The sequence below is a fragment of the Amycolatopsis sp. NPDC048633 genome (assembly GCF_040650695.1).
Classification (GTDB): domain Bacteria; phylum Actinomycetota; class Actinomycetes; order Mycobacteriales; family Pseudonocardiaceae; genus Amycolatopsis.
On record NZ_JBEZHS010000018.1, the window covers coordinates 113,344 to 128,384 of the forward strand.

Annotated in this window: 15 protein-coding genes and 1 pseudogene; 5 read left to right on the top strand and 11 right to left on the bottom strand. The window is 71.3% G+C overall.

Annotated features, from left to right (window positions below):
- The 9 genes from AB0C38_RS28695 to AB0C38_RS28735 form a co-directional block, all read right to left on the bottom strand.
- Window positions 1-504 carry a helix-turn-helix domain-containing protein gene (locus tag AB0C38_RS28695; RefSeq protein WP_360678951.1) on the bottom strand — a complete coding sequence of 168 codons (504 nt, stop codon included), beginning with the start codon at window positions 502-504 and terminating at the stop codon, window positions 1-3.
- 74 nt (window positions 505-578) lie between these two features.
- Window positions 579-1,718, bottom strand: coding sequence for a M20 family metallopeptidase (locus AB0C38_RS28700; protein ID WP_360678953.1), 1,140 nt, complete (start codon window positions 1,716-1,718; stop codon window positions 579-581).
- On the bottom strand, window positions 1,715-2,701 hold the full coding sequence (locus AB0C38_RS28705; protein ID WP_360678956.1) for a 2-dehydropantoate 2-reductase N-terminal domain-containing protein: 987 nt from the start codon (window positions 2,699-2,701) through the stop codon (window positions 1,715-1,717). The genes AB0C38_RS28700 and AB0C38_RS28705 overlap by 4 nt, the downstream gene beginning before the upstream one ends.
- Entirely contained in the window at window positions 2,694-3,473 is a 780-nt protein-coding gene (locus AB0C38_RS28710; RefSeq protein ID WP_360678959.1) for an SDR family oxidoreductase, read from the bottom strand. The genes AB0C38_RS28705 and AB0C38_RS28710 overlap by 8 nt, the downstream gene beginning before the upstream one ends.
- A complete protein-coding gene (locus tag AB0C38_RS28715; protein ID WP_360678962.1) occupies window positions 3,473-4,759 on the bottom strand; it encodes an MFS transporter in 1,287 nt (428 codons plus the stop codon). Before AB0C38_RS28715 ends, AB0C38_RS28710 begins: the two co-directional genes overlap by 1 nt.
- Window positions 4,756-5,643: a polysaccharide deacetylase gene (locus AB0C38_RS28720; protein ID WP_360678964.1), complete on the bottom strand. Its 888-nt coding sequence runs from the start codon at window positions 5,641-5,643 to the stop codon at window positions 4,756-4,758. Before AB0C38_RS28720 ends, AB0C38_RS28715 begins: the two co-directional genes overlap by 4 nt.
- Window positions 5,640-6,647 carry an Lrp/AsnC family transcriptional regulator gene (locus AB0C38_RS28725; RefSeq protein ID WP_360678967.1) on the bottom strand — a complete coding sequence of 336 codons (1,008 nt, stop codon included), beginning with the start codon at window positions 6,645-6,647 and terminating at the stop codon, window positions 5,640-5,642. The genes AB0C38_RS28720 and AB0C38_RS28725 overlap by 4 nt, the downstream gene beginning before the upstream one ends.
- A 185-nt stretch (window positions 6,648-6,832) precedes the next feature.
- Window positions 6,833-7,774, bottom strand: coding sequence for a sugar kinase (locus AB0C38_RS28730; protein WP_360678969.1), 942 nt, complete (start codon window positions 7,772-7,774; stop codon window positions 6,833-6,835).
- The gene (locus tag AB0C38_RS28735) at window positions 7,771-8,442 is read right to left on the bottom strand and encodes a class II aldolase/adducin family protein (protein WP_360678972.1); all 672 of its coding nucleotides are present in this window, start codon (window positions 8,440-8,442) and stop codon (window positions 7,771-7,773) included. Before AB0C38_RS28735 ends, AB0C38_RS28730 begins: the two co-directional genes overlap by 4 nt.
- 53 nt (window positions 8,443-8,495) lie before the next feature.
- Between AB0C38_RS28735 and AB0C38_RS28740 the strand changes: the two genes are divergently transcribed.
- Genes AB0C38_RS28740 through AB0C38_RS28750 form a run of 3 tightly spaced genes read left to right on the top strand, consistent with a single transcriptional unit; the run spans window position 8,496 to window position 10,355 of the window.
- Window positions 8,496-9,092, top strand: coding sequence for a TetR/AcrR family transcriptional regulator (locus AB0C38_RS28740; protein WP_360678976.1), 597 nt, complete (start codon window positions 8,496-8,498; stop codon window positions 9,090-9,092).
- A 10-nt stretch (window positions 9,093-9,102) separates the two neighbouring features.
- The gene (locus AB0C38_RS28745) at window positions 9,103-9,900 is read left to right on the top strand and encodes a thymidylate synthase (RefSeq protein WP_360678978.1); all 798 of its coding nucleotides are present in this window, start codon (window positions 9,103-9,105) and stop codon (window positions 9,898-9,900) included.
- Complete coding sequence (locus tag AB0C38_RS28750) at window positions 9,897-10,355, top strand: dihydrofolate reductase (protein ID WP_360678981.1); 459 nt, start codon at window positions 9,897-9,899, stop codon at window positions 10,353-10,355. The genes AB0C38_RS28745 and AB0C38_RS28750 overlap by 4 nt, the downstream gene beginning before the upstream one ends.
- Window positions 10,356-10,463: 108 nt before the next feature.
- On the opposite strand, the gene AB0C38_RS28755 is transcribed toward AB0C38_RS28750, so the two are convergent.
- Entirely contained in the window at window positions 10,464-11,693 is a 1,230-nt protein-coding gene (locus AB0C38_RS28755; protein ID WP_360678984.1) for a DUF222 domain-containing protein, read from the bottom strand.
- Between the two features lie 364 nt (window positions 11,694-12,057).
- On the opposite strand from AB0C38_RS28755, the pseudogene AB0C38_RS28760 reads away from it, so the two are divergent.
- Both AB0C38_RS28760 and AB0C38_RS28765 read left to right on the top strand, forming a co-directional pair.
- Window positions 12,058-12,510: pseudogene (locus tag AB0C38_RS28760) on the top strand (glycoside hydrolase family 27 protein); the annotation flags it as partial.
- Window positions 12,511-12,607: 97 nt separating this feature from the next.
- Window positions 12,608-13,840, top strand: coding sequence for a ricin-type beta-trefoil lectin domain protein (locus AB0C38_RS28765; RefSeq protein WP_360678987.1), 1,233 nt, complete (start codon window positions 12,608-12,610; stop codon window positions 13,838-13,840).
- Window position 13,841: 1 nt separating this feature from the next.
- Here AB0C38_RS28765 and AB0C38_RS28770 read toward each other — a convergent pair whose 3' ends face one another.
- Entirely contained in the window at window positions 13,842-14,873 is a 1,032-nt protein-coding gene (locus AB0C38_RS28770) for a LacI family DNA-binding transcriptional regulator (protein ID WP_360678990.1), read from the bottom strand.
- Between the last annotated feature and the right edge of the window lie 168 nt (window positions 14,874-15,041).

A 15,041-nucleotide genomic window follows, 5' to 3' on the forward strand; every position in this document is an offset into this window, starting at 1 on the left:
TCACTCCGATCGTCGGTCGCGCACGGATGCCGTGTAGGCGGCTTCGAGGCGCGCGGCGACGGTCGGGCCGTCCGGCGCCTGTCCACGGCGGGTGCCGAGGTGGGCTTCGCGCAGTTCGTCCATGAAGGCTTCCCACAGCGGGGGACCGCCGGCGGTGAGCACCCCGGCCCGGGCCGCGTACTCGTCGGCTACGGGCAGGTGCCGGACGCCCCACGAGCTGAGCTGCACGAGCACCGGGACCAGCTCGATCGCCCGCTCGGTCAGGCTGTAGGTGACCTTCTGCTTGTGCGACGGATCGCCGGCCCGGGTCAGCAGGCCGTGCTCGACGAGCACGGCCAGCCGGTCGGCCAGCACGTTCGACGAGATCCGCTCCTCACCGCCGAGCAGCTCGCGGAAGTGCCGGGCCCCGCCGAAGACGACGTCACGCAGGACGAGCAGCGTCCACCGGTCGCCGAAGATCTCGAGCGACAGGTTGATCGGACAGCCCGACCGTGCGTCCCGCACTGCTCCCACCTCACAACTGGTTGCGTTATGAGAGCAGTATTACCCCTCCGCGACCGGTTGTAAACCGAGAGCGGTCATCCGGCCAGCCGGTGGAGGACGGCGGCCGCCAGCGCGGTCCGTTCGAGCATCCCGGCGATGCTGATGTGCTCGTGGCGCGCGTGCGCGCCGTCGCCGACCGCGCCGAAGCCGTCCAGGACCGGGTGGCCCAGAGCTGCCACGAAGTTGCCGTCGCTGGCGCCGCCGACCGAGCATTCCCGCAGCGTGACGTCCAGTTCCGCGGCTTCCTCGCGGGCCAGCTCGTACAGCCGCGCGATGCTTTCCGACCGTTCCATCACCGGCCGGTTCCAGCCGCCGGTCACCTCGACCGCCGCCCGGGAGTCGTGGGCTTTCAGCGCCGCGAGTCCGGCGTCGATGCGGGCCGCTTCGGCCGCGCTGGACACGCGGACGTCGACTTCGCCGGACGCCGCGCCCGCGATCACGTTCTGCCGGGTGCCGCCGGCGATCACGCCGACGTTCACCGTGGTGCCGGCGTCCGGATCGGACAGTCCGTGCAGGGCGAGGATCGCGCGCGCCAGCTCGTCGATCGCGCTCGCGCCCTTGGTGGGGTCGAGTCCCGCGTGCGCCTCGACGCCCGTCGTGCGCACCCGGAACAGGCCGACGCCCTTGCGCGCGGTCTTCACCGCGCCGTCGGCGCTCGCCTCGAACACCAGCGTCGCGCGGGTGCCCGCGGCGGCCTCCTCGATCACCGGGCGGGACGCCGGGCTGCCGATCTCCTCGTCGCCGTTGAGCACCAGCCGCACGGCCGGCCGTGGCAGCCCGGCCGCGTCGAGCGCGCGCAACGCCCACACCGCGTGCACCAGGCCCGACTTCATGTCGAAGATCCCCGGGCCGGTCGCGCGGTCACCGTCCACGGTGAACGGCCAGGCTTCCAGGGTCCCGAGCGGCCACACCGTGTCGTAGTGGCAGAGCAGGAGCACCGGCTCGCCGGCACCGGGGAAGTCGTAGACCTTGATGTCGCCGTACTGCCCGCCGTCGACGTCCCGGACGGTGCCGGGGGAGCCCAGCCGTTCGCGCAGCCAGCCGTCCACCCAGGACAGTCCGCGGTCCAAAGCGGACTTGTCGTCACTGGGCGTCTCGATGCCGACGTAGGTCGCGACGTCGGCCAAGATCTCGTCGAGGTGCGTGCGCACCCACTCGTGCAGTTCGCGGATCACAGCGCTCGCTCCAGTTCGGTCAGGTGGTCTTCGGACATCGCGGCGGCGCCGGTCTCGACGTCGCGCAACCGCGTCAGCATCGCCCGCAGCAGGGGCACGTCCGCCGCCGCGAGCACCGGCGCGTAGTGGTGGTGCACCTCGACCGGGCGGTGCCGCACGGCGATGTCGCGCCAGATGCCGCTGCGATCCTTCGGCTGGGTCCGCAGCCACGCGACCAGGCGGTCGGTCGCCGCCTCGCGCCCGGTCGCGCCCGGCAGGTAGGCCGCCGGGTCGAACTGGTCGAACGGCTCCAGGACGCGGTCGCCGGCCGCCGCGAACACTTCGGCCGTCAACGCGTACATGAGCGGGCGGTGCCGGTCGATCAGGTCGGCCATCGGCGCGTCGGCCAGCGCCGTCGTCGTGAGCATCGCGCCGAAGCCGAGCTTCGCCCACAGGTAGCCCTCGACGTTGGCGGTCGCCTTCGCCGGGCCCCACGCCTGCAGGTCCGCGACGACCTGCTCGACGCGGTCGGTGATCCGGCCGCCGGGCTCGCCGACGACCAGCGCGCCGAGGCCCCCGTCCCGCACGACACCGGGCTCGACGACGTCGGCGAAGAGGTTCACGAACGCCCCGACCGTCCGTTCCGGACCGACGTGCGCCGCGATCAGCCCTTCGTTCAGCCCGTTCTGCAGCGAGACGACGAAACCGTCGGACGCGAGCCGCGGCGCCAGCCACGGCAACACGGCTTCGGTGGCCTGGGCCTTGACGGCCAGCAGCACGCGGCCGAACACCGGCGGGGCCGCGTCCGGGAGGAACGCGGGCAGCTCGACGGTCTCGTCGCCGTCCGGGCGGCGCAGGGTGAGGCCGCGGTCCGCGATCGCGGCCACGTGGCCTGCGTCGGTGTCCACGATGGACACCGGGTGCCCGGCCCGCGCGAGGTGGAACGCGAGCGTCCCACCGATCGCGCCGCCCCCGACCACCGTGTACGAGCGCCGGTCAGACATGCGCTTCCTTTCCTTGTTGCACGTGTGTCTCGCCGGTCCAGTGCAGCGGCAGCCCGGCCGCGCCCGCGGTCGAACCGCCGTCGACGCGCAGGACGGCGCCGGAGATCCAGCCCGCCTCGGGACCGGCGAGCCAGAACACCGCGTCGGCGATCTCGCGTGGCTCGCCGCGCCGGCCGAGCGGGTTGACCGACACCGCCGCCGCGTACGCCTCGGTGACGGGGGTCGCGTCGCTGTCCACGGTCACGAATCCCGGGCTCACCGCGTTCACGCGGATGCCGTGCGGGCCGAGCTCCACCGCGCAGGCCTTGGTGACCATCTCCAGTGCCGCCTTCGACGTCGCGTAGTGCGCGGCGCCGGGGCGCGCCCGGGTGGCCGCGCCGGAGGAGATGTTGACGACGTTGCCGGTGGTCCCGGCCTTTACGTGTGCGCGTCCGAACGCGACGGTCGTGAGCAGCGCGGCCCGGACGTTGACGTCCTGCACGCGGTCCCAGATCGCGGCGGTCATGTCGAGCAGGGGAGTGGCGGGGTAGATCCCGGCGGCGTTGACGAGGACGTCGACCGGACCCGCCTGCTCGACCAGGCCTTCGGCGTATTCCGCGTCGGCGAGGTCGCCGGGCAGTTCGACGACCTCAGTGGACAGTCCGGCCGCCACTGTGGACAGTTCCGCCGCGCGGAGGTCGGACAGGACGAGGCGGTCGCCGGCGGCGGCGAACCGGGCCGCGATCGCGGCGCCGATACCGCCGCCGGCCCCGGTGACGAGCACGGTCCGCACTACAGCTCCTTCCCCTTCGTCTCGGGCATGGTGAGGTAGACCGCGACGCCGACGAGCGCGGCGGCCGCGACGTAGACCCACACGAGGTTGCCGAGGTGGTTCGCGTTCAGCCAGGTCGTGACGTACGGCGCGGTCCCGCCGAAGATCGCCACGGCGAGCGCGTACGGCAGGCCGATGCCGGTGGTGCGGACCTCGGGCGGAAACTGCTCGGCCATGATCACCGCGCAGTTCGCCGAGTACCCGACGATCAGGACCAGCCCGATCAGCTCGATGACGAACACGCTCCAGAAGCTGTTGCCCAGGAAGTGGAACGCGGGCCAGGCGAACACCACGAAGCCGCCGGCGAACATCGTCATCGTCGGCTTGCGCCCGAGCCGGTCGGACAGCAGGCCGCCGAACGGCAGCAACGCGATGAACACGACCATGGCGAGGGTGTTGGCCAGCAGCGCCGTCTTGAGCGGGATGCCGGTGGCCAGGTGGGCGTAGGCCGGCATGTAGGAGACCCACACGTAGTAGATCAGCGTCCCCGCGATGGTCACGCCGGCCACGCGCAAGGCGGCTTTCGGGTGGTCGCGCAGCATCGCGACCACCGGGTTGCGCCGGGGCTTCTCGGCGATCTTGGTGAACGCCTCGGTTTCGTGCACCGAGACCCGCAGCCACAGCCCGACCAGGCCGAGCAGCCCGGCGAGGCCGAACGCGAGCCGCCAGCCCCAGCCGTGCAGGTCGGCGTCGGACAGCGTCGAGTTGAGGATCGTGCCCATCAGCGCGGCCAGCAGCGAGCCGAGCCCGACCGAGACCTGCTGCCACGAACCGGCGAACGCCCGGCGCCCGGGCGCGGCCGACTCGATGAGGAACGCCGACGACGAACCGAATTCGCCGCCCGCGGAGAAGCCCTGCACGAGCCGCGCCAGCAGCAGCACGATCGGCGCGAGCACGCCGATCTGCGTGTAGGTCGGGCACAGCGCGATGACGAGCGACGCCACGGCCATCAGCGAGATGGTGAGGGTCAGGCCCTTCTTGCGGCCGTTCCGGTCGGCGTACGCGCCGAGCACCGCGCCGCCGATCGGCCGCATGACGAACCCGACGGCGAAGACGGCCAAAGTGGACAGCAGGGCCGTAGTTTCGTTGCCCCCGGCGAAGAACTGGCCGGCGAAGACCGGGGCGAACGTGGCGTAGACGGCCCAGTCGACCCATTCGACGGTGTTGCCGACGGCGCCGGCGACGATCGCCTTGCGCTGCTGGGTCGTCAGCCGGTGCGAGACGACGGTGGTGTCCACAGTGGTCATGACTGCTCCCGCAGGACGTGGTCGACGATCTGCGCGTGCGTGGCGAACCAGACGCCGTCGTGGCCGGTGATGTGGTCGAGGAGCTCGGCCAGGATCGCGATCCGCGAGCGGTGGCCGATGATGTGGGGGTGCATCGTGAGCTGGAAGATGCCGCCTTCGGCGTAGGCCGCGTCGAACTCGTCGCGCCAGATCGACAGCACGCCGCGCGGCGGGGTGTAGGGCCGCAGGGACGCGAACCGGTCCATCATGAAGTACGGCGCGTCGTCGCGGATCCATTCCACCGGCAGCTCGACGATGCCGGTGGGTTCGCCGTTCTCGATGAGCTCGTAGCAGTCGTCGTCGGCCATCAGCGACGAGTCGTACTTGAGGCCCAGCTCGCGCGTGATGGCGAGGGTGTGCGCGGAGAAGTCCCAGGACGGCGTCCGGATGCCGACCGGCCGGGTGCCGGCGAGGCGTTCGAGGACGTCGGCGGCGCGGAAGGCGAGGTCGCGCTCCTCGGTCTCGGAGAGCGCGGTGTTGCGTTCGTGGATCCAGCCGTGCAGCGCGACCTCGTGCCCGGCGTCCACATAGGACTTGACTTCGCCGTCGTGCAGCAGCGCCGACACGGCGGGCATGAAGAAGGACGCGGGCGCGTTGTGCCGCTGCAGGAGTTTCAGGATGCGCGGTACGCCGACGCGGGCGCCGTACTCGCCCTGCGCCATCTTGCCCGGCAGGACGTCGCCGTCGCGCAGGGCGGGCGTCTCGTGGTCGGAGTCGAAGGACAGCGCCACGGCGACCTTCGCGCTGCCGGGCCACGACGCCGGGCGCAGCGAGCGTCCGGCCCGGACGTGCTCGACGTGCCCGCGCCACGTCTGTTCGTCCCACTGCCACGGTTGTTCGGTCATGCGTCCTCCAAGCTGGCGGCGGGCGTCGGGGCCCACGCGCGCTTGAGCGTCGATACCTGCAGGGTCACGTCGGCCTCCCGGAGCCCGGGCAGCGCGCCGACGACGTCGGTGGTGTGGCGGTAGAGCTCGCCGTAGTGGCGCAGCACGATCTGGCCGACGAGGTTGAACCGGCCGGTGGTGGCGCTCAGGTACTTCGTGCCGGGGTGGGCGGCGAGCTGCTGGCCGGCGCGGTCGAGCTCGCCGGGGACGATCGAGAGCCAGAGCATGAACTCGAGCGCGTAGCCGAACATGGCGGGTTCGGCCAGCGTCCGGAACCGCAGGCAGCCCCGGCGCACGAGCGAGTCGACGCGGCGGGCCACGGTGGACTCGCTGGTGCCGACCAGCCGGGAGACCTCCTTGAACGGCAGCCGGCCGTCTTCGCCGAGGGCGGCGCAGAGCGCGAGGTCGAGCTCGCCGAGCTGCTCGGGCGGGCGCTCCCAGTGCTGTTCCTCGAACGGCCGCACGTCGCCGCCGCGCAGGTCCTTCGCCGCCTCGGGGGTCAGCTCGCCGGAGTCCCAGTCGTGGTTGGAGGTGAAGGTGCGCATGACGGCGAAGGTCTCGGCGTCCCGGACGGCCTCGGCGGCGGGGAAGCCATGGTCCTGCAGGCTCGCGATGTCGGCGTAGGAGGGCAGGACGAACTCGGCGGAGCAGTCGGCGCTCCCGGCGAGCACGGTCGCGTACCGCACATCGGGCCGCGCGGCGAGCGCTTCGGCGACGGTGGTGGCGGTGCCGGGGCGGCACTTCAGCCGGGCGATGACGGGGACGCCGAGGCCGCACCGGAGCACGTCGACGACGCCGATGACCCGCAAGCGACCGCTCTCGGTGAGCTTTTCGGCCCGCCGGAGGACGGTGGACTCGCTGGCCCCGACGTGGCGGGCGATGGCTCCCCAGGACGCCCGGCCGTTGAGCTGGAGGGCCGCGACGATGCGGCGGTCCAGCTCGGTCGCTTTGCCTTCGTTCTGCACAGGAGGCATCCTGAATGCAGGAAAACGTCAAGTCAAGGGGTAGGAGTGCATGAAAGCTGCAAGACGGCCTGGATTGCGAGGCGGCGAGGGGCAAGCGCCCCAATGTGGCCTTGGTTGCGTTGAACGCACCCAAGGGGCCCTTCGGTGCGTTGAACGCACCGAAGGCCACATTGGGGCGCTGGGGATCAGTGTGTCGGGAGCACCGGCGTGGCCGCCGCGAAGGCGTCAGCCGTTGCCAGGTCGAACTCGCCGTGGTCGCTGCCCAGCCCCTGGGCCACCAGACCGGCCGCCGCGCAGCCCAGCACCGCCGCCTCCCGCAGCGAGCGACCCAGACCCACGCCCCGCAGGAAGCCCGCCGAGAACGCGTCGCCGCAGCCGGTCGTGTCGACCACCGGGGCCTCGAACGCCGGTACCGCGATCGTCGACTCCGCCGTCACCACCAGTGCTCCTCGTGCACCCCGGGTGACCGCGACGCAGCCGACCCCGCGCTCCAGCAGTGCGCGGGCGCCGTCCTCCGCCGAGACCGCGCTCGTCAACCCCAGCAGCTGCTCTTCGTTCGGCAGCAGGTAGTCCAAAGAGGACAGCGCGGGGTCGAGCCAGGCGAGTACTCCCGGGTCGCCGGGCGCCAGCAGATCGGCCGACGTCACGACACCGGCAGCGCACGCCGGCGCCAGGATCGCCGCCGCCTTCTCGCCGCCCATCAGCTCCGGCCCGCCGAGGTGCAGGTGAGTCGCAGCTGAAATTTCAGTGACCGGAGCCTCTGACGGCTCGTAGTCCAGGTTCGCGCCCGGCACGTGGAACGCGGGCCGGCTGCCGTCCGCGCGGATCGGCAGCACCGACGCCGACGTCTGCACGCCCGCGCGACGCAGCACCAGCGACGTGTCGACGCCGTACCGGGCGAGCATCGCCAGCAGCAGGTCGCCGATGGGGTCGTCGCCGACCGCGCCCGCCGACCGGACCCGGGCGCCGAGCTTGGCCAGCGTCACCGCCGTGCCCGCGGCCGTGCCCGCCGGGCCGAACCGGATCTGCTCGACCAGCGCCGCGCCCTGGCCCTCCGGGATGGCCTCGACCGGCCGGACCTGCACGTCGAACACGTGCGCCCCCAGCGTCACGATCGTCTGCGTCACCGGTCCTCGATTCGCCGGGTCCGGCCGTACCCGCGCTGCACGGCGGCGGTCACGACGGCTTCCTGCTGCAGGTCGTCCAGCACGCGCGGCGCGCCGAACGCGGCCGCGCGGACGTACAGGCCGCACGCCCACTCCAGCAGCAGCGCGTTGTCCATCGCCGCCTCCAGCGTCGGGCCGTGGACGATCGCGCCGTGGTTGGCCAGCAGCGCCGCCGCCTTGCCGTCGAGCGCCGCGAGGGTGCTCGCGGCCAGCTCCGCGGACCCGAAGACGGCGAACGGCGCCACCCGGACCGAGCCGCCCAGTGCGAGCTGCTGGTAGTGCACGCAGGGCAGCTCGTCGAGCACCAGCGACACCGCGGTGGCCTGCGGTGAGTGCGTGTGCACCACCGCGCCCGCGTCGTAGCGCCGGTAGATCCCCAGGTGCAGCTCCAGCTCCGAGGTCGGCTCCAGGTCCCCGGCGACGACCGTGCCGTCGAGGTCGACGACGGTCACGTCGTCCGGCGTGGCCGCGCCCAGCACGACTCCCGTCGCGGTCACCGCCACGTGTTCGCCGGTCCGGACGCTCACGTTGCCCGCCGTGCCGATCAGCAGGCCCTCGCCGGCGAGGCCGTTGCTCGCGCGGGCCACCGCCCGCCGCGCGTCCTCGAGTACGGAACTTCCCACTGCCATGGTCCGAGGCTAGAATAAATGCGAAACAAAGTCACGTTCAGGTTTGGAGCGGCATGCAGCGGCGAGTACCGCGTCAGGCCCGGGCCCGGGAGAAGCTGGCCCGGGTGCTGGAGGCCGCCGACCGGCTGCTCGCCGAGGAGGGCGTCGAGGCGCTGACGACGACCCGGGTCGCCGCCGCGGCCGGCGTCTCGGTCGGGACGCTCTACCAGTACCTGCCGGACCGCGACGCCATCACCGAAGCCCTGGCCGACGGCTACCTGACCCGGCTCGAAGACCTGATGACGTCCTTCGCCGACCAGGCAGCGAAGGAGACCTGGGACGACCCGGTGGGCCTGCTCGTCGACGCGTTCGCCGCGCTCTACCGCGCCGAACCGGGGTTCCGCGCCCTGTGGCTGGGCCGCGGGCTGACCGCGGCGACGCGGGAAGCCGACGTCGCCCACAAGCGTGTGATGGCCGCGGGAGTGCACCGCGTGCTCGTCGCGCAGGGCCTGCTCCGCGACGACGAAGCGGCCGCGATGGCGTGCCGCACCGCGTTCCTGGCCGCCGACGCCGTGATCCAGGAGGCGTTCCGCGCGGATCCCGGCGGTGCCGCCGCGCTGCTCGACCAGCTGAAGGCGATGCTGCGGGCCTACCTGGAGCGGCTCGTCTAGGCTCGCGGGCATGCCCGACACGCAGTACGAAGACCTGCTCCGCCACGTTCTCGACACGGGAGCCCGCAAGGCCGACCGCACCGGCACGGGCACGCGGTCGATCTTCGGACACCAGCTGCGCTACCGCCTGGCCGACGGCTTCCCGCTGATCACCACGAAAAAGGTCCACTTCCGCTCGGTCGCGTACGAGCTGCTGTGGTTCCTGCGCGGCGACGGCAACGTCCAGTGGCTCCAGGACAACGGCGTGACGATCTGGGACGAGTGGGCGGCGCCGGACGGCGACCTCGGCCCGGTCTACGGCGTCCAGTGGCGGTCGTGGCCGACGCCGGACGGCGGGCACGTGGACCAGATCGCCGAGGTCCTGCGCACGCTGCGCGAGAACCCGGACTCACGGCGGATCATCGTGTCGGCGTGGAACGTCGGGGAGATCCCGCAGATGGCGCTGCCGCCGTGCCACGCGTTCTTCCAGTTCTACGTCGCCGACGGTGAGCTGTCCTGCCAGCTGTACCAGCGCAGCGCGGACCTGTTCCTCGGCGTGCCGTTCAACATCGCCAGCTACGCGCTGCTGACGCACATGATCGCTTCGCAGGTGGGTCTCGGCGTCGGCGACTTCATCTGGACCGGCGGCGACTGTCACATCTACGACAACCACGAAGAGCAGGTCCGCAAGCAGCTGGCTCGCGACGCGCGGCCGTTCCCGACGCTGGGCCTGAAGCCGGCGGGCAGCCTGTTCGACTACGCCTACGACGACATCGCGCTCGACGGCTACGACCCGCACCCGGGCATCAAGGCCCCGGTGGCGGTGTGATCGGACTGGTCTGGGCGCAGTCGGCGAACGGCATCATCGGCCGCGACGGCACACTGCCGTGGCACCTGCCGGAGGACCTGAAGCACTTCCGCACGCTGACCGCGGGCGCGACCGTCCTGATGGGACGCCGTACGTGGGAGTCGCTGCCGCCGCGGTTCCGGCCGCTGCCCGGCCGGCGCAACCTGGTGCTGTCGCAGACGCCGCAGGAGGGCGTGGAGACGTTCACGGCTTTGCCGGACGCGCTCGCCGCGGTGTCCGGCGACGGGTGGGTGATCGGCGGCGCGGCGGTGTACCGGGCGGCGCTGCCGTTCGCGGACCGGATCGTGGTGACGGAGATCCGCGAGACCTTCGACGGCGACACGCGGGCACCGGAGGTGGGCCGTGAGCCGGATTCCGTGGGGGAGTGGCAGGAGTCGTCGACCGGGTTGCACTACCGGTTCCTGACCTGGAGTTGAGCGGGTCTCGTGACGCCCGCCGACTCTCGGGGTTCGGCTTAGCTGTTGTGGGCTGTGTTTGGGCGTGGGTGTAGGCCCGTAGCCGGTGGCTGCGGGCCTTTCCCATGCTCAGGCTGCGAAGGGCAAGGGTTGGTGGAGGTTGTTGCGCCTGGGTTTTCGGCGCCTGTCCAGGAACACCGGCGGCAAGAACTCCGGCAGACCGTCGGCAGCGATGCGGACCTGCCAACCCGAACGATGCAACAGCCGATGGTGATGAGCGCACATCAGGACCAGATTGCCCAGCTCGGTCGGGCCGCCATCAGCCCAGTGGCGGATGTGGTGACCCTGACAATGGCGCGGTGGGCGGTGGCAGCCGGGGAAGGCACAACCGCGGTCGCGTAGGTAGAGGGCGCGGCGGATTCCGGGGGTGACCAACCGGCTTTGGCGGCCGAGGTCCAGGGGTTCGCTCTTCTCGCCCAACACGGCGGGGATGAGTTTGCAGTCGCAGGCGTGGATCCGCGCTTCGGCCGCGGAGATGGTGCCGGTGTCGCCGAGGATGGCCCGGCCGATGCCGGACTTCAGGTCTTCCAATGAGACCGCGATCATCACGTGGGCTCGTTCGCCGGCCTGCATCGGCAGGTCCGGGGTGTTGAGCGCGAGGTCGATGGCGTCGGAGAAGGCATCGCCGTAGCGTTCCTGGGGCGAGCGGAGATCTGGGCCCTCGTCGGTGGCGCGGCGCTGGGCCAGCGTATCGAGCAGGGCGCTGGCGCGCATGCCGGTCTCGTCGTCGAAGCGGCCGCTCAGCTCCCACACCCCGGTTCTCTTGCGGCGCAACGACAGTTCGCGGGTGGGGGTGGCCGGTTCAGTCTCGTCGGGTTCGGTGCCGTCGGGATCGAGGTGGGCCACGATGCGTGCGCCCAACGCGGCGACCTGTTTGTGCCCGGCATCCGAGGCGAAGGTCAGCATGTGTTGCTCGGCCTCGTCGCGGTGCTCGGGCGAAAGTTGAGTCACTACACCAACGATGGTGTCGATCATCGGGGTGCTCAACCGGCCGTCCGCGGCGGCGAGACCGGTGGCGGGAGCTACCGCGGGGATGGGAGTGCCGTCGAGGTTGCGGCCGGGTGTGAGGGCTCGAGCTCGTTTGACTACCGCCTCGGCGGCGGACTTGGGAACATCGGCGAGGTGTTCGAAAAGCCGCGCCACAGAGCGGTATCCGAAGAGTTCCATGACACCGCGGGACTCGATTTCGACGAGCAGAGAACCGATCTCCGCCTCGGCAGACCGCACAACAGTGAGCAGCGCAGAGATGCGATCGGCCAAGGCCACCGCATCCGCTTTCCACACCGTTTCGCTGTCCACGCAACAAGATTACCGACGGTCGAACGCATGGGCATCACACGATCAGGTGGAAGCGGCGGCGCGGCAGGGGCACCGTTGCGTGGGGAATCGGCGCTCCCGCACCGAGCGGCAAGCAACAACACGAAGCGCCGATTTCCCACGCCCCGGCGAAGCCGTATCAGTAGAACCCAGCCCAGGGGGTTGACGCGGAACCCGTAAGAGGTCAACAATTCAGCCGTAGCCAGAAATGTTCACGTTAACATAGGCGGCGAGGAGCAAAGCCATGAAGCTGCGCCAAGCGATGTCCGCGCTCCTCCTGATCGCCGGAACGCTCCTGGGAGCAGAAACCGCGAGCGCCGCGGAAACCGCGGGACCGGCTCCAGCGATGGGCTGGGCCTCATGGAACTCCTTCGCCGCGAAGATCGACTACAACGTCATCAAGACGCAAGCCGACGCACTGGTGTCGTCCGGCCTGAAGGACGCCGGCTACAGCTACGTCAACATCGACGAAGGCTGGTGGCAGGGAACCCGCGACAGCGCGGGCAACATCACTGTCGACCAGACCGAATGGCCCGGCGGGATGAAGGCGATCGCGGACTACCTGCACGGCAAGGGGTTGAAGGCCGGCATCTACACCGACGCCGGGCGCGACGGCTGCGGCTACTACTTCCCGACCGGCCGGCCCGCGGCGCCCGGCTCCGGGAGCGAAGGCCACTACCTGCAGGACATGCTGCAGTTCCAGCGCTGGGGCTTCGACTTCGTCAAGGTGGACTGGTGCGGCGGCGACGCCGAGGGCCTCGACCCGGCGAGCACCTACCGCGCCATCAGCGACGCCAACCGCGCCGCGACCGCGCAGACGGGCCGCTCGCTCGTCCTCTCGATCTGCGACTGGGGCAAGAAGAACCCGTGGAACTGGGGCGCGGGGCACGGCCCCGATGTGGCGCACCAGCACGGACATCATCTACTACGGCCAGACGGCGACCCTCCCGCAGGCGCTGACCAACTTCGACCAGGCGCAGCACCCCGTCTCGCAGCACACCGGGTACGTCAACGACCCCGACATGCTCACCGTCGGGATGCCCGGGCTGACCGCCGCCCAGGGCCGGACCGAGCTGGGCATGTGGGCGGTCTCCGGCGCGCCGCTGCTGGCGGGCAACAACCTCGCGACGATGAGCGCGGAGACGGCGGCGGTCTTGAAGAATCGCGAGGTGATCGCCGTCGACCAGGATCCGCGTGGCCTGCAAGGGGTGAAGGTCGCCGAGGACGCCGCCGGCCTCCAGGTCTACGGCAAGGTTCTTGCCGGCGAAGGGAAACGCGCGGTGCTGCTGCTCAACCGGACGTCGTCGGCCGCGACGATGACCGCGCGCTGGGCCGATCTCGGCCTGACGGCGGCGTCGGCGAAGGTGCGCAATCTCTGGGCGGCTAAGGACAACGGCGCCTTCGCCACCGGCTACAGCGTGAGCGTCCCGGCCAATGACTCGGTGCTCCTGACCGTTCAAGGGACCGACGCCGCCTCGGCGCACTACGGCACGAAGCTCACCGGGATCACCGCGGCCGCAACGGGTCTGGCCGTCGCGACCTTCACCTACAGTGCGACGACCACCCGGACGCCTGCCCTCGCGGTCAACGGCCAGCAGCCGACCGTCGTGGCCTTCCCGGCGACCGGGGGAGTGGCCAAGACCGTCTCCGCCGTGGTTTCCCTGGGCAAGGGGACGAACTCCCTGGCGTTCACCGGCACCTCGCCGCAGCTGACCGACGTCGCGATCCTGCCCTTGCCGGGCAGCAACGGCGTCCAGGTGGCCGGCACGCAGTCGAACCGGTGCCTCGACGTCGACGACAACAGCATCGCCAACGGTGTCCAGACGCAGTTGTGGGACTGCGCCGCCGGCCCCAACCAGACGTGGGCACCGGCGCGCGGGCAGCTCGTGGTCAACGGCACGAAGTGCTTGGACGCGTACAACAACGGCACGGCGAACGGCACCGCCGTCGTCATCTGGGACTGCAACGGCCAGCGCAACCAGCAGTGGACCCTGAACGCGAACGGCACGATCACCAACGCGCTGTCCGGGCTTTGCCTGGACGCGAGCGGCGCCGGGACCGCCAACGGCACGAAGACCATCCTCTGGGCCTGCGGCGGCGGGGCCAACCAGCAGTGGACCCGGCGGTGACCTACGCGGTCGAGTCCCGGATCACCAGCCGGCACGGCCGCGTGTGCCGGCCTGGAGATGGTGCGCCGTTGATCGCGGCCAGCAGCAGGTCGGCGGCGGTCCGCCCGAGCGCCTCCAGTTCCATGTCGACGCTCGTCAGCGGCGGCTGGCAGGCCAGCGCCATGACGTCCCAGTTGTCGAAGCCGACCAGCGCGACGTCCTCGGGCACGCGACGCCCGGCCGCCTGCAGCGCGTCGGCGACGCCGCGGGCGATCTGGTCGCTGCCGCAGAACACCGCGTCGAAGGGGGCGTTCGCGCCGAGCAGCATCCGGACCGCCTGGCGGCCCCACGCCTCGCTCCACTCGCCGAACATCGGCGCGCCGACGAGTTCGAGTCCGGCTTCCCCCAGCCGCTCGGTGGCGGCCGAAGCGCGCACTGTCGCCGAATGGTGGTGCTCGGGGCCGGTGACGTGGGCGACGCGACGCCGTCCGGTGGCCAGGAGGTGCTCGACGGCCTTGCGGGCGCCGCCCGCCTCGTCCGGCACCACGGAACAGTCGTGCGGGTCGGCCGAGCTGATGAACGCGTACACGACGGGGATGGGCAGGGCCGCGCCGATCGGCGGTCGGGCCTGGGTGCGGCGGCCGGTGACGATGATGCCGTCGACCCGGCGCGACAGCAGCGTGCGCAGGTAGTACTGCTCGCGGATCGGGTCGTCGCGGGCGTCGCACAGGAAGACCGACATCTCGCCGGCGCCCAGCGCGTCCTCCGCGCCCATCATCAGCGGGATGCTGAACCGGCCGATCGTGTCGGTGGTGATCATGCCGACGGTGTAGGTGCGGCCCGAGTTGAGGGTGACGGCGGCCCGGTTGGGCTGGAAGCCCAGCTGTTCGGCGGCGGACAGCACGCGCTGGCGGGTCTCCGGGCGCAGCGACCCGCGGCCGTTGAGCGCCTTGGACGCGGTGCCGACCGAGACGCCGGCCAGCAGTGCGACCTCGCTGATCGTGGCCGGCTTGGCGACGTTTCCGGGAGTTTCCGAAAGTTTCCTCGGGGGCATGGTGGCACAGTACCTCCGGCCTCGATCGACGACCACCAGCAACGCCGACGCAGTGGTGCAAACGGCGCTTGACGGCCCGGTGAGGAAGAGCCTAACTTGGTTCGGCAACCGGTTTCCTAGTTTTCCTGGAAATCGCCTCACTGCGCTCCTCGACGTCCACAGGCGGCG